Origin of the sequence: Paralcaligenes sp. KSB-10 (assembly GCF_021266465.1) — a bacterium.
Classification (GTDB): Bacteria; Pseudomonadota; Gammaproteobacteria; order Burkholderiales; family Burkholderiaceae_B.
The window spans coordinates 3,854,146-3,868,725 of sequence record NZ_CP089848.1 but is presented as its reverse complement, the minus strand read 5'-3'; the positions used below and the strand labels follow the sequence as shown (position 1 = coordinate 3,868,725).

14 protein-coding genes are annotated in these 14,580 nt (G+C 59.3%); 5 read left to right on the top strand and 9 right to left on the bottom strand.

Annotated features, from left to right (window positions below):
* Window positions 1-18: 18 nt before the first annotated feature.
* Both LSG25_RS17725 and LSG25_RS17720 read right to left on the bottom strand, forming a co-directional pair.
* On the bottom strand, window positions 19-1,434 hold the full coding sequence (locus LSG25_RS17725) for an MmgE/PrpD family protein (RefSeq protein WP_232742203.1): 1,416 nt from the start codon (window positions 1,432-1,434) through the stop codon (window positions 19-21).
* A gap of 2 nt (window positions 1,435-1,436) precedes the next feature.
* Window positions 1,437-2,192 carry an SDR family NAD(P)-dependent oxidoreductase gene (locus LSG25_RS17720; RefSeq protein WP_232742202.1) on the bottom strand — a complete coding sequence of 252 codons (756 nt, stop codon included), beginning with the start codon at window positions 2,190-2,192 and terminating at the stop codon, window positions 1,437-1,439.
* 276 nt (window positions 2,193-2,468) lie between these two features.
* Between LSG25_RS17720 and LSG25_RS17715 the strand changes: the two genes are divergently transcribed.
* Window positions 2,469-3,227 carry an IclR family transcriptional regulator gene (locus LSG25_RS17715; protein ID WP_232742201.1) on the top strand — a complete coding sequence of 253 codons (759 nt, stop codon included), beginning with the start codon at window positions 2,469-2,471 and terminating at the stop codon, window positions 3,225-3,227.
* 94 nt (window positions 3,228-3,321) lie between these two features.
* Here the strand turns inward: LSG25_RS17715 and LSG25_RS17710 are convergent, their stop codons facing one another.
* The 6 genes from LSG25_RS17710 to apaG form a co-directional block, all read right to left on the bottom strand.
* Window positions 3,322-3,747, bottom strand: coding sequence for an organic hydroperoxide resistance protein (locus tag LSG25_RS17710; protein ID WP_232742200.1), 426 nt, complete (start codon window positions 3,745-3,747; stop codon window positions 3,322-3,324).
* 179 nt (window positions 3,748-3,926) lie between these two features.
* Complete coding sequence (locus LSG25_RS17705; RefSeq protein ID WP_232742199.1) at window positions 3,927-4,403, bottom strand: MarR family winged helix-turn-helix transcriptional regulator; 477 nt, start codon at window positions 4,401-4,403, stop codon at window positions 3,927-3,929.
* Window positions 4,404-4,832: 429 nt separating this feature from the next.
* Window positions 4,833-5,615, bottom strand: a complete 783-nt coding sequence (locus LSG25_RS17700) for a DsbC family protein (protein WP_305072053.1) — start codon at window positions 5,613-5,615, stop codon at window positions 4,833-4,835.
* 38 nt (window positions 5,616-5,653) lie between these two features.
* Complete coding sequence (locus LSG25_RS17695) at window positions 5,654-6,826, bottom strand: UbiH/UbiF family hydroxylase (protein WP_232742198.1); 1,173 nt, start codon at window positions 6,824-6,826, stop codon at window positions 5,654-5,656.
* Complete coding sequence (locus LSG25_RS17690; RefSeq protein ID WP_232742197.1) at window positions 6,823-8,106, bottom strand: murein transglycosylase A; 1,284 nt, start codon at window positions 8,104-8,106, stop codon at window positions 6,823-6,825. Before LSG25_RS17690 ends, LSG25_RS17695 begins: the two co-directional genes overlap by 4 nt.
* A gap of 35 nt (window positions 8,107-8,141) precedes the next feature.
* On the bottom strand, window positions 8,142-8,516 hold the full coding sequence (apaG, locus tag LSG25_RS17685; protein WP_232742196.1) for a Co2+/Mg2+ efflux protein ApaG: 375 nt from the start codon (window positions 8,514-8,516) through the stop codon (window positions 8,142-8,144).
* Between the two features lie 114 nt (window positions 8,517-8,630).
* Between apaG and rpe the strand changes: the two genes are divergently transcribed.
* Window positions 8,631-9,329, top strand: coding sequence for a ribulose-phosphate 3-epimerase (gene rpe / locus LSG25_RS17680; protein ID WP_232742195.1), 699 nt, complete (start codon window positions 8,631-8,633; stop codon window positions 9,327-9,329).
* A gap of 4 nt (window positions 9,330-9,333) precedes the next feature.
* On the opposite strand, the gene LSG25_RS17675 is transcribed toward rpe, so the two are convergent.
* Window positions 9,334-11,223, bottom strand: coding sequence for a GGDEF domain-containing protein (locus LSG25_RS17675; RefSeq protein WP_232742194.1), 1,890 nt, complete (start codon window positions 11,221-11,223; stop codon window positions 9,334-9,336).
* A 316-nt stretch (window positions 11,224-11,539) separates the two neighbouring features.
* Between LSG25_RS17675 and LSG25_RS17670 the strand changes: the two genes are divergently transcribed.
* The 3 genes from LSG25_RS17670 (at window position 11,540) to LSG25_RS17660 (ending at window position 14,568) form a co-directional block, all read left to right on the top strand.
* The gene (locus LSG25_RS17670) at window positions 11,540-12,241 is read left to right on the top strand and encodes a phosphoglycolate phosphatase (protein ID WP_232742193.1); all 702 of its coding nucleotides are present in this window, start codon (window positions 11,540-11,542) and stop codon (window positions 12,239-12,241) included.
* A 211-nt stretch (window positions 12,242-12,452) separates the two neighbouring features.
* Window positions 12,453-13,973: an anthranilate synthase component I gene (trpE, locus tag LSG25_RS17665; protein ID WP_232742192.1), complete on the top strand. Its 1,521-nt coding sequence runs from the start codon at window positions 12,453-12,455 to the stop codon at window positions 13,971-13,973.
* 31 nt (window positions 13,974-14,004) lie between these two features.
* Complete coding sequence (locus tag LSG25_RS17660; RefSeq protein WP_232742191.1) at window positions 14,005-14,568, top strand: aminodeoxychorismate/anthranilate synthase component II; 564 nt, start codon at window positions 14,005-14,007, stop codon at window positions 14,566-14,568.
* The last annotated feature ends 12 nt before the right edge of the window (window positions 14,569-14,580 follow it).

Genomic DNA, 14,580 nt, shown 5'->3' with positions numbered 1-14,580 from the left:
GGAAACCGAATCGGCCGGCTATGGAGCAGCCAGCAATTCGGTCAAATCACGCAAGTCGGCACAGTCCTCCAGACCGTCCACTGCATCATGCAGCGCCTGCGCGCGGCGCCGGGAAAGAACCGGTGCCGCGTAGCCGTAAAACTTGTCGGCCAACTCACCGGCATCCAGGGGAAACCGGGGGTGGCCCGGTGGATAGGGGCAACGATGACTACGCACTGTGCCATCGCGCATATGAAGATCCACGGCGCCACCCGCGGCCTGCGGCCACAAGTCATTCAAAGCGGGGTCTTCCGCCAGCTCCGTCCTGGCGAGCAATTCGCGCACCGTTGCGTCGGTCAGCCTCGCATCCGAGAATTGCGCCTCGCCGCACGCGCCGTCCAGCAGTGCGATAACCGTGCAATAGTAAAAACTGTGCTGGGCGCTTTCAATGCTGGCGGGATATCGACGCCCGGGATGGGCCGACGGAGTCCCCAGGGCAAAACCTGGTAGGTGTACGACTATTCTTTCGATATCGGCCGGGCGAGGCGCCGCGGCGCGATGCAGTTCAATCGCCGCACGTATCGGCGCCAGCGCCGTGGCGACCGCAGGGTATGGCTTGACACTGGTTTCCAGCAAATAATATCGATGACCATCTGAAACCGGCGCGGTCAGCGCCTCGAAATCCACGTGGCCGGCCACACTGGCTGCCCAGCCGTTCGCGCCTTCCATCAAGGGGAGCGGCCCTGTTACGCCATGGCCCGCCAGCAACGCGGCCTCAATGCCGGCCTTGGCGACCCAGGCTTCGGCTGTTGCCTTGATCATGGAAACCGCACCGCTTTGCAATTGCGCCAGCGTGTTCTGATGGGTGCCCGCTATGGCCATGGCGTGCGCCGTGCGCAAGGGATCGTCCCAACTGAGTCGCGCAGCCAATGCCGCTGTTGAAAACTGCGCATTGGTGCCATGATGCCAGCCGCGCCGCCACAGCGATGGTTCGCCCGCAAAATTGCATAAGCGCAAATGCACTTCGTACGCCGCCACCAGTGCGGCCAGAAGATCCTTGCCGCTGCGGTGCTCGCGTTCACCCACCGCCAACGCCACTGCCAGGTTGCCGCTGGGATGCGCCGGATCCCGCGCGAAGTAATAATCGTTGCTGTCCAAATAGCGCAGCAGGCTGCCATTGACGAAAGCGGCCAATGCCGCCGAGGTTTTTCCGCCAATTCCTATCAGCGTGGATTGCGCCGAACCGCCGCAATCGGCGGCCATGCGACGGACTGCTGTGCCGACATCGCTGTGCATGCCTCCATAGGCGCAACCGAGCGTATCCACGATCAGTGCCTTGGCGGTCGTGACGACCTCCGCGGGCAACTCGTCGTAGCGCACCGAATGCACCAGCCCAGCCAGATTCTCCAGCACCGTGGGCGCATTCAATTCGGGTTTTGTGGGCAGGGCATTCATCGTCAAAATGCGAAGCGGCTGGAGCCGCCGTCGACCGGGATGACTGTGCCGGTGACATAGCCGGCCAGGGGTGATGCCAGGAAAACCGCCACCGCAGCGATTTCCTCGGGTTCGCCGAAGCGGCCCAGGGGAATTTCAGCCTGTGCGTATTCGCGTTCGCTTTCCGCTGTGGGATAGCGCCGCAGTATTTGCTCGCTGCGGATACGTCCAGGCTGCAGGCAATTCATGGTAACGCCGTCTGCCGCGACTTCGCGCGACAGCCCCTTGGACCATACGTGCACGGCCGCTTTGGCGGTGAAGGCGGCATTCAGCATTCGCGGTTCCGACGTGCCGGTGAATGTGATAACCCTGCCCCATCCTTGCTGGCGCATGCCGGGGATGATCGCATGCGTCAGTTCCCGAATGCGGAAAAAGTTCAGTACCATGCCTTCCGTCCACTGCTCTCGAGTGGCATCGAACTGCACCGGCCGACTCGCGCCCGCCGCATTAATGAGAATATCCACATGGCCCAGCAGCCGCTGTGCCTCGGCGGCTACCCGCTCGGGAGCGTCTTCATCGTAGAAATCCGCCTCCAGGGCGGTAATCTTGCCGCGGCCTTGCCCGGCGACTTCGGTCGCGAGCTTGTCCACCAATTCCTTGCGCCGCGCCACCCCCACCACATTGACACCGGCCAGGGCCAGCATACGCGCCGTGGCCCGTCCTATGCCCTGGCTGGCGCCAGTGACCAACGCCGTGCGTCCTGCGAAGTTCAATTCCATATCCGGTTCCCTTGTTGTAATGACGCGGCGGCGTTTGAACCGCTCTGTCTCTGCTGCTATTATTTCACTATAATGTCCATTCAATGAGACAATGGTTCAATTAATGATAATTATTGACGCGATGACCTGGTTTGTCAATGCCAGGAAATGACGGTTGCATAACGAGTCCCTACAATTCGTGGAGACCAATCAAAGAGAGAGCAGGCGGTAATGGAAGAAACAGGCAAGACCAGGTCTGGCCCGGCGCGCGCAGCGTCGCCCGGCTTGGGAAATGAAGTGAAAGAAACCAGCACCGTCAAACGAATATTGCTATTGCTGCAGTGCCTGGTGGATTATCCAGGTGAAACTGCCCAGAGCCTGGCACAGCGCCTGAATTTGCCGCGCAGTTCGGTTCACAGGCTATTGGCCACTTTATGCGCGAATGAATACGCGCGTCACGAATCGGCCGGTGTGTTCGGCCCGGGCCTGGAGCTGTACCGGATGGCAGGCAAGCTCGGCACACGGATGTCGTATGGCAAGCTGGCCGAGCCCTATCTGCAGGAACTCTCGGCGCAATTTAACGAAACCTCGCTTCTGACCTTGCTGGAACGCCAGCAACTGAAAATGTTCCATGCCGCCAGCGGTTCGCCAGCCGATCCGATGCGCTACAACATCCGGCTCAACGCTTTGGAACCTCTGGTATGGGGAGCAACGGCACGGGTGCTGCTGGCACACTTGAGCGAAGAGGAAATCAGCCGGGCCATAGCCAAAAAGGAACTTTCTCCCGTACTGGGTCTGATTCCGGACGAAACCGAGATAAATGAATCGCTGCAACGCATCCGCGCAGACGGCCATGCCATTACGCACTCGCACCGCACACCCAATACGGTGGGCGTTGCGGCGCCGTTTTTCAACGGCGAGGGTGAGATAGTCGGTAGCCTGGGCTTTCTGATTCCCGAGTTTCGCTGGACAGGAGCTCACCCGGACAAGGTCGTCCAGGCTTTGCTGCATGCCGCCGCCGCGTTATCGCAGCAATTGGGATACTTGCATAAATAAACCGCGAGCCGAGGCGCCGGCAGCCTCACTGGCCTGGATCCGACACGGCGATCCAGGCGTCCATGGATACGCCGCACGGCGTATCCGAAACCGCTTACAAAATGGTCAAAGTCACATCGATATTGCCGCGTGTGGCATTCGAGTAGGGGCAAACAATATGTGCCTGCGCAACCAGCGATTCGGCCTGCGCGCGCTCCAGCCCGGGCAGCGAGATCCTGAGCTCGACCTCAATGCCAAAGCCGGTGGGAATAGGCCCTATGCCGACAATGCCGTTAACCGATACATCGGCCGGCAAGGCAATTTTTTCGCGATTCGCCACAAACTTCATGGCGCCGAGAAAGCAAGCCGAGTAGCCCACGGCGAACAGTTGCTCGGGATTCGTTCCCTTGTCTCCGGCGCCACCCAATTCACGAGGCGTCGTAAGCTTGACATCCAGTACGCCATCGGAAGAAACACCGCGGCCGTCTCGGCCTCCGGTCGCAGTGGCGTTGGAACGATAAAGGACTTTTTCGATTGACATGGTGGTGCTCCTTCAAGAGATAAAGATTCAGCCTGGATGACAGGCCGCAAACAAGGCCATTAACCGCCTATTTAAATAGCCAACAATTTAATAGCAAACTATTTAAAATTCAAAAAACAAGCAAGGACTGCAAACCCACTATCTTTCCGCCCGCACGAATCAGGGGCAGAAAAAAACGCTCATACATTTTTCACGAGCTTTTGTCGCAACGCACCCAACTGCTGCGTCATCGCCACGAGTTCCGCGGGCGAGCATTCGGTAGCGCAAATAACGCTATCGGGCACTTTCTGCGCCTTCTTGCGCAAATTACGCCCCGCCGCCGTCAAGGCCACAATGACTTGCCGTTCGTCGTTGATATCGCGCGTGCGCGAAACAAGCTTCGCCGCCTCGAGGCGCTTGAGCAAAGGCGTAAGCGTTGCAGAATCCAGAAACAGGCGCTGGCCTATATCGGATACCGTAATACCGTCGCATTCCCACAGCACCAGCATCACCAGATACTGAGGGTATGTGAGATCAAGATCGGCCAGCACCTTGCGATACACCTTGTTCATCGCCAGCACCGTGGAATACAGTGCAAAGCACAACTGGCTGTCGAGCAACAAGGACCGATCCGCACCGGATTTGGAAGACGACCTGGAAATCTGTTTCGCGCTCATGATGTCAAAATGGTAGCAATTTCACTATTTAATGTCAAGCTATTTAATAGCACACTACTCAAATGAGGGAAACGCAAAAAATTTCCAATCCACACATCTCGCCATAGACCGAAACACACCTCATCCGCATCCCGCATATCCCCCCCGCACAGCACACGCCGGCGCCAGCGGCCGTCCGGTCTGGCCAGGCGATCTTGAGCCCGCCGCGAGCGGAATCCGGGACGGGGGTGCAAGGGAGCGTTGTTTGAGCGGGACGTTTGCGAACAGCCGGGGGCTGTTCGCTCCCGCGAGTTCGCGACCGCCCCGGCCCGGATTCCGCTCGCGGGAAGTCCCGGCGAAGCCGGGACCGGGCGAGGTGAGCCGGGCCAGAACGGGCGGCCGTTGCCGCGACTCAAAATACCAGCAGCCCCCACGGAAACACAAATCAACTTACTTCAAACTAGCAAGCTTCTGCTGCAAAACATCCAGAGGCAAGGTCCCATTCACCCGAGTACCGTCGGAAAAAATAATGGCCGGAGTACCCTGCACCATCAACTTTTTACCCAGCGCCAGAATCTGGTCTATCGGCGTATCGCACTGCGCCTGCGCAGGGGCCTTGCCATCGACCATCCAGTCGCTCCACGCGGCGGCCCGGTCTTTGGCGCACCAGACATTGCGCGCCTTGTCCGCCGAATCGGGAGTCAGGATCGGCAGCAAAAAGGTATACACCGTAATGTTATCGACGCCCTTGAGTGTCTGATGCAGGCGCTTGCAATAGACGCAATTGGGATCTTCAAAAACAGCCATCTTGCGCGCACCGCTGCCCTTGACCTGTTTAATTGCCAAATCGAGCGGCAAAGACGCGAACGGAACCTCTGAAAGCTTGGCCAGGCGCTCGGACGTCAGATCGACACGAGTCTTGGTGTCGATCAGTGAGCCCTGCAGCAAATAGCTGACCTTGGCATCGGTATACACCACATCCATGCCAATCTGCACCTCGTACAAACCGTCGAACGGCGTGGCGCTGACGGCGGTCACATCCACTTCCGGGAATCGGGCGGAAAATGCCTTCTTGATATCGTCAAGCACAGCACTCCCTTGCGAGGCAGGCACCGACTCGGCCAAAGGAGCCGCTCCGGGTACCGGCGCGGCCTGAGCCTGCCCGGGCAAGCTGAACAATCCCAGGCCGCTGCATGCCACTGCGGCCAGCCAGCCCGATAAACGCATATTCATAAATTCTCCTTTCCAGCGCATCACCCGCGCCCTAAAAATTACTGACCTGACGCGCCGCCGATCAAAAGACGTTTGATGAAAGGCAAACGATCGACACACTGCATACCCGCATTGCGCATCCAGGCCGCCGACGCCGACCGGGCTGCGAACAAGCGATGCAAGCCGTCGGTCGCCAGGCTCATGGCCAGAACCGGTTCGGCACGGGCACGGCGGTAGCGTTGTAACACACGCATATCGCCGACCTGGCGATAGGCTTCTTTTTCTGCCAATACACGCAACAGCGTCTGCACATCGGCCAGGCCCAGATTCAAACCTTGCCCCGCCAGCGGATGCACGCGATGCGCTGCGTCGCCGGCCAATGCCACCCCGGGCGCAATCATGCCGCTTTGCTCCAGGAATAAAGGAAAACCCAAAAGCGCGCTGCGTACCCGCAGGCGTCCCAGACGATTGCCGCTTGCGGCCTGCAGCCGCGCTTCCAGCGCTGCGTGACGTTCAGGCTCGGGCAGTTTCTGCAATTCTTGCGCCAATCGCTGCGGCATGGACCAGACCATGGAAACCTGATGACCTTCCGCCGTATCCGGCATGGGCAGCAGAGCCAGAACCCCTTCGGCATTGAACCATTGCAAAGCAGTTTGCTGATGGGACAACTCGGCATTCAAGTGCGCCACCAGGCCGATCGCATGATAGGGCTTGGAATCGAGGTGGATGCCCGCCGCCGTGCGCACCGGCGATTTGGCGCCATCGGCCCCGATCAGCAGATCCGCGGCAAAGCGCTGGCCAGATTCGCCCAGAACCGTGCCAGCCTGCAGCTCGCGAAACTTGTCGTCATGCCAGCGTATTCCATAGACCTGCACCGCCTGTTGCAGCACACGCTCGAGTTCGCTCGATTCGACTATCCAGGCCAAAGTTGTTTGCGCCGCCTGCCAGGCCTGAAGATTTACCCGGCCATGGGCGTCGCCATATATTTCCATCGCCTCGATCGGCGTCAGGCGTCCGGCGTCAAGCATGCTCCAGACACCCAGCCCAGCCAGGAATTGCTGGCTGGCGGCGGAAATGGCATACACCCGCGGGCAGTAGACATCGGCCGCGGGCGGCGGCAGCGCTTGCCGCGGCCCGATCAGCGCGACGTCATGGCCGCCCCTGGTCAAACCCAGGGCACATGCCAGGCCGACGATACCGCTGCCGCAAACAACGATAGATTCTTTGCTCATCGTGCCGAGGGAGCTCCCGCCTGCCTGGGCCATAAAACCCACATTTCGCCGCGCTGCTTCATGCGCCCCGCCCGAGCACCGGCCTCGTCGCCAAAGCCCCAGTAAAAATCGGCGCGGCCCGCACCTTTAATGGCCGCTCCGGTGTCCTGCGCAAACACAAGGCGTTCGAGCGGACGATTCGTCGCAGGATAGCTGGTGCTTAAAAACACCGGCGTACCCAGCGGCACGAAACTGGTATCGACCGCAATCGCGCGCTCTCCGATCAAGGGAATGCCATAGGCGCCGCGCGGCCCCAGGTCGGCATCGCTTACCGCCTCTTCGTTAAAGAACACCAGCGCCGGATTGGCGTTCAGCATTTCCTGTACGCGGCCGGGATTCTGCATGGCCCATGCCTTGATGTTTTGCATCGACGCCTTGGCCAGCGGCATTTGCTTCTGGTCGGCCAGCCATTTACCTATCGAGGCATAGGGCCGGCCGTTGTGGTCGGCATAGGCCAGGCGTATGGTTTCGCCCGAAGGCAGCAAGGCACGGCCCGAACCCTGGATTGTCAGGAAAAAAGCCTCGACAGGATCGTTAACCCAGACGATGACCGGCGGCTGCCTGGCCGACGAAGCGATTTCCGCCCGGGTATCGTAGGGCACCACACGCTTGCCGACCAGCTTGCCGCGTACCCTCTTGCCGGCCAGCTCGGGGTATACCGAGCCCAGATCGATCGTCAACAGATCATCGGGCGGCGCATAAAGAGGCCATTGATACGGGCCTTCGCGGGTGCGCGAAGCATGAACCAGAGGCTCGTAGTAGCCGGTGACCGTATTGACCGCTGGGTGCCCGGTACCATCGAGCAGGCGCCAGGGCTGCAACTGGTCCTGCAAGAACCGGCGCACTTCGGCCGCGTTGGGCGTTGCCGCCGTCATGCCCGACCGCTGCGCCGCGGCGCACACCGGCTGCCAGGCGCGAGGCGTGGCGCGCGCGGGCAATGCCAAAGAGCCCGACACGGGCCGCATCAGCCCCTTGCAATTATTGACGAAGGCTTTCCATACATGGGACAGATCGTCGCTCTGCCAGCCCGGCAGGGCCGCCCATGTGGCAGGCTGGAACCTGCCCGCCAGGGCGCGGGGCGCGGTGTCGTGCATGGCAGCCAGATCCGGCACCCGCAAAGGTTGTTCCGCAATGCCCGGCGCGTGGCCGGCACCGGATACCGGCGCCTCGTTGCCGACAGGTACCGTGCTGCACGCCGCCAAAAGGGCCAGCAGGACAGAAGACAGCAGAATTCTTTTCATGAATGAACAATGACCCCAGTGATACGAAATACGATTTAATGCAAGGTGCGGGGCATGGCCAGGACGAACTCGCTTATGGCGACTTCAAAGGGAATGCCATTTTCGCCGACACAATGATAGGTGCCTCGCATCGTACCGATAGGCGTGGGCAAAGGACAGCCGCTGGTGTATTCAAATGTTTCTCCGGGTGCAAGCAGAGGCTGCTGCCCCACCACTCCCAGGCCCCGGACTTCCTGCACGCGCTGCTGGCCATCGGTGATGATCCAGTGGCGGCTGATGACCTGGGCGGCATGCTCGCCTTTATTGGTAATGCGCACCGTATAGGCAAACACGAATTGCTCTTCGCCGGGTTCGGATTGTTCCGGCAAGTAGCTGGGCGTGACGGTGACGGTCAAGTCGTAAGGTTTCACGAGTAAGTTCCGAATTAGACGATTCAGCGGTATAAAAGGGCATTCAACGCCAAGCTGCAATAATGGCACACTATTCTCGACTCCTTTTCTGAACCAGGGATTTAGTTTACGCCTATGTCTACCTCCGCCAATCGTATTGCCCCCAGCATTCTGGCCGCTGATTTTGCCCGCCTGGGTGAAGAAGTGCGAGAGGTGACGGCCGCCGGTGCCGACTTGATACATTTTGACGTCATGGACAACCATTTTGTGCCCAATCTGACCATGGGACCCATGGTGTGCGAGGCCATACGTCCCTACACCACGATCCCGATCGACGTGCACCTGATGGTTGAACCGGTCGACGCCATTATCCCGCAATTCGCCAAGGCCGGCGCCAACATCATCACTTTTCACCCCGAAGCGTCTCGCCACCCCGACCGCACATTGGCCCTGATCAAAGAGCACGGCTGCCAGGCGGGAATGGTATTCAGCCCCGCCACACCGCTGAACTGGATGGACTATGTCATGGACAAGCTGGACATGGTGTTGCTGATGTCGGTCAACCCTGGCTTCGGCGGCCAGCGATTCATTCCCAGCACCCTGGTCAAGCTTGCGCAAGCCCGGCAAAAGATCAAGGCCTGGCGCGACAATGGCGGCCAGCACATCGCCCTGGAGGTCGATGGCGGCGTCAAGATCGACAACATCGCCGCCATACGCGCGGCCGGCGCCGATACTTTTGTAGCCGGATCGGCGATTTTCGGCCACCCCGACTACCAGGCGATCATCAGCAGCCTGCGCGCGGAGATCGTCAAAGGCGAATCGCTTTCGGTCTAGGCCATCAATTCGGGACAAGGTCCCGAACAACCTCTTCGGATTGCCGCCTTGTCTCGGCAAGAACATAGTCGATCAGCAGACGCTGTTCGACAAAAAGCGAGTTCCCGGAGATTTTCTTGGCCTCGGATTTGGCCGCCGCCGCAAACTCGGCAATCTGATGGCTGGAATACGGCAGCGCCGTATTGATCTGGACGATACCCAGCGAGACTCCGACCAGACCATGAAAAACGGCAGTGCCTTGCCGGTTTTCTGTAATGTATCCACCGGCCGCCAAATGGCTGTCTTTATATAAATGCGCCGTGGCCCCGGAAAATTCACCCAGGATTTTCCGGCAACGTTCAAGCCAATCCCTGCTTTTGAACACCACAATGAAATCGTCGCCTCCAATATGCCCGACAAAATCGGCCTCGGAGTCCGTGTGTGCGCGCAGCAGGCCGGCCGTTATCCGTATGACTTCATCGCCTTTGTAATAGCTGTAAAGATCGTTGAAGGGCTTGAAGTTATCCAGATCGCAATAACACACCGCGAACGGCTCTTCGTTCAACAGCAGGGCTTCGATATGCTCGTTGATCGGCACATTGCCCGGCAATTGCGTGAGCGGATTGGCATATCGCGCCGCATGGATCTGCAACTGGGTAATTTCACGGATCAGGTCCAAACCCGTGCCCACGCCGATGAACTGGCCTTGTTCAATGATGATGAAGCCTTCGGATAAATGATGCGGATTGGCTTCCGTAAACAAATGGCCGAGATCTTGCAGACTGGTTTTATGATCGACAATCAAGGGCTGGTTTTCTATGAACTGGGCGCAAGGCTTGGCGCCATACAGTTCGCGATGATAGGGACGAGCCAGACGATCCAGCATGCGAAGACGCTGAATCAAGCCAATGGGCACACCGTCCCGAAGAACGGCCAGCACCGGCAGGTCGGGCTGCTGCTTGAAGATTTCATACACATCGTTGGTCGGGGTCGAGTCGGCAACGGCGGGAACGGCACGCAGAATCTTCCTGACGGTCGCGACGCTTTTGCCGACCTCGCTGCTCGGCGAACTCCCAACGGACCTTGCGGGCCCAAACAGGCGCAGCGTGGCGGACGGCAGGACGGAAGAGGGATTCAAGCTCGGTCGCGCCAGCAAATAACCCTGACCATACTGTATGCCCAGATCGCGCACCGCGGCCAATTCCGCATCGGTTTCGATCCCTTCGGCAATCACCATGGATCTGGATTGCCGGGCGATTTCGAAAATGGAACGGACAAACTGGCGTTTGATCGCATCGCCATCAAGGCCCTGAACAAAGTATTTATCGACCTTGACATACTCCGGCCGCAATTCGGACCACATGCGCAAGCTGGAAAAACCTTCGCCGAGATCATCGATGGCAATGCGCAAGCCCAGCCTGCGATAGTCCGAGGCGGCCTGGCGCAGCAATTGATAATTCGAAGTAGGGTCGGATTCGGTCAACTCGATGACGATATTTTCCGGAGGCATGCTGCCAAACCGAGGACCCAGCAATGCGGCGCAATCGCCGCGAGCATGCAACAGCAAGGCATCGGGACTGGCGTTTAGAAACAATTTGCCCGACAGCCCAAGCGATACGAATTTGTCGATATGGACTTTTCTGCATAGCTGCTCGAGTTCGATGGTTTTGCCGCAACCGCGCGCAACCTTGAAAAGCGTGCTGGGCGCATGCAAAGGGGAGTCGGAGGGCCCCCGAATCAATCCTTCGTATCCCATGATCTCGCCGGTACGAAGATCCACAATAGGCTGATACAGCGGCGTCAACGCCTGTTCACGCAGAACCCGGTGAAAACTTGCCAGCATTTGCACGCTCTCTTCGCGTCCGGCCCCGCTACTGGGGAAGACTGTTTCATACTTGATCAGTGTTGCTGCCATGACAATGTTGAATCAACCTTGAGAATAATCCGCCTTGCACTACCGATACACACGCCAGGCGGACAGCCCTCCGGCTACAGCAGCACCTAGACCCGCCATCCAGCAAGCCGGTATGCGAACAAGCCGCGCCACTGTAATCAGGGCTTGTTACAAAAACATGTCAATCCGGCACGTTTTCAATATTCCGGCATGGCCGCAAAGCCGCCGTCGCCCCAGACTGCGGGCAATCCCATTTACAATTAACGGCGGGATCAGCCCCGAATTTATCGATTCGGGAAAATATTTGCAGTATCGACTGTGTTTACCGGGATATTCCATGTCTTTTTCAGCAGCGCTTCTCGATCTGGACGGCACCTTGCTCGACACCATCCCCGACCTTGCCGACGCCACCAACGCCATGCGCGCCGACCTGGGCCTGGCGCCGCTACCCCAGGCCATCATCGCTACCTATGTCGGCAAAGGCACCGAAAACCTGATCCGCCGCGCCCTGTCGAATACTGCCGGCGACGAGGCAGCCACCCCGGAAAAAAATCGCCTCGGCCTGGAGTCGTTCGCGCGCCACTACCGCCAGTGCAACGGCAACAGGGCCGTCCTGTACCCCGGCGCGCTTGCAGGCCTGCGATCTTTCAGAAAACAGGGCGTAAAGCTCGCCATCGTCACCAACAAACCCACCGAATTCACACGGCCCCTGCTGGAACGTGCGGGCATTGCCGACTTTTTCGAGCATATCGTCTGCGGCGACACGTGCTCCGAGAAGAAGCCACACCCAATGCCCATGCTGCACGCCTGCAAACTGCTGCAGGTCGACCCCGCACAGGCCCTGGCCATAGGCGACTCCATCAACGACGCACAAGCCGCGCGCGCGGCAAAAATCACCGTCCTGGCCGTGCCCTATGGCTATAACGAGGGCCAGGACGTGCGAACTCTTGCAGTCGATGATATAGTGTCGTCTATCGAAGCGGCCGCCCGGTGGGCGGCTGACCACCGAAGCCAGACTCAACAACACCAAACAACATGACTGCTGCCCTGTCTTATTACCCTGCACCCAGCGCCTATTGGCGCTGGTGGTGTTTGTGTTCTGGGTGGCGGTAATCCTCTCCCGGCCTTCAAGACTCCGTCTTTTCGTGCCGACAGCATTACCCGAAAAACAAAGCCCGGAACCAGAATTGGCCGGGCTTTTTTGATTCCTGTCCGGCCTGTATGTAAAGCAGCACCACATCGAGACCAAAATGACAGAAATCGAATTCAAAGCGCTTGCCGCCCAAGGCTATAACCGGATCCCCCTCATTGCCGAGACCTATGCCGATCTGGATACGCCGCTGGCCATCTATCTCAAGCTCGCCCATGCCGGCCCCGAAGGTGGGCGTAACAGCTGCCTGCTCGAGTCGGTGGTGGGAGGCGAGCGTTTTGGGCGGTATTCATTCATAGGGCTCCCCGCCAAAACCGTGATTCGCGCCTCGGGCAACCTTACTGAAGTCCTGCACCGGGGCGAAGTGGTCGAAACGCACGAAGGCGATCCCCTGCGTTTTATCGAAAGTTACCAGCAGCGTTTCAAAGTAGCGATCCGCCCAGGAATGCCGCGCTTTTCAGGCGGCCTGGCCGGCTATTTCGGCTACGATACGGTTCGGCATATGGAGCCCAGGCTCGGACCCGCCGTCAAGCCGTTCCCGGCCGGACAAGAGGGCGGCACCCCGGATATCATGCTGCTGCATATCGACGAGCTCGTTATCGTCGACAATCTGGCCGGCCGCACCTACCTGATTGTCTACGCCGACCCGCAACAGGCCGAGAGCTATGCGCTGGCCAAACGCCGCCTGAGGGACTTGCGTGAAAAACTGCGCACGCCGGTGGTGATCCCTTATGCTTACGCCAGCATGCAAACCGATAGCCGCCGCGACTTCAAAAAACAGGACTACATCGCCGCCGTGCTCAAGGCCAAAGAATACATTGCCGCCGGCGACCTGATGCAAGTCCAGATAGGCCAGGTGATTGCCAAGCCGTTTCGCGATTCACCCCTGTCGCTCTACCGCTCCCTGCGGTCCCTGAATCCCTCGCCGTACATGTACTACTGGAATTTCGACGAGTTCCACGTCGTGGGCTCATCGCCCGAAATCCTGGTGCGCCAGGAAATCGTCGCTCAGGAAGACCACCAGAAATCCGAAGTTACAATCCGCCCCCTGGCCGGCACCCGCAAACGGGGCGCCACGCCCGAGGAAGACGCGCAGCTTGCCAAAGAGCTTCTGGCTGACCCTAAAGAGCGCGCCGAGCATGTCATGCTGATCGATCTTGCCCGCAACGATGTCGGGCGAGTGGCTGAAATCGGCTCGGTCAAGGTCACCGACACCATGGCCATCGAGCGCTACTCGCACGTCATGCACCTGGTCTCCAATGTCAGCGGCACCCTGCACGAAGGCATGAGCAATATGGACGTGCTGCGCGCCACCTTTCCGGCCGGCACACTCACGGGCGCGCCCAAAGTGCGGGCCATGGAAATCATCGACGAACTCGAACCCGTGCGTCGCGGCATCTACGGAGGGGCCGCCGGCTATCTCAGCTACGGCGGCGAAATGGATGTCGCCATTGCCATCCGCACCGGCATCATCAAGGATGGCATGCTGTACGTACAGGCAGCGGCGGGCATTGTGGCCGACTCCGACCCTGAAAAAGAATGGCTCGAAACCGAGGCCAAGGCCCGCGCCGTGCTGCGCGCCGCAGAACAAGTGCAATTCGGCCTGGACGAACCCATCTGATTGCACAGGCATCGCCTCAAGGAGAAACCACATGCTGTTGATGCTCGATAACTACGATTCGTTCACCTATAACCTGGTGCAGTATTTCGGGGAGCTGGGCGAGGACGTCAAAGTCATACGCAACGACCAGGCGACCGTCGCCGAGATCGCCACTCTTAAACCCAATCGCATCTGCGTATCGCCCGGCCCCTGCTCGCCGGCCGAAGCGGGGATTTCCATTGAACTGATCCGGCATTTCGCCGGCAAGGTGCCGGTTCTGGGCGTTTGCCTGGGGCACCAGGCCATAGGTGCGGCCTATGGCGGGAAAATCGTGCGCGCCAAGCAGATCATGCACGGCAAGACATCCGCCGTGACCCATACCGGCACCGATGTGTTCAAGGATTTACCCTCTCCGTATACCGTGATCCGCTACCACTCCCTGGCCATCGAGCGCGACACGCTGCCCGACTGCCTGCAGGTGACCGCCGAGACCGAAGACGGCGAAATCATGGGTGTGCGTCACAAAACCCTGCCGGTTTACGGAGTACAGTTCCATCCAGAATCCATCCTGAGCGAGCACGGCCACGCATTGCTGCGCAATTTTCTTACGCTATGACCCAACGGAGAA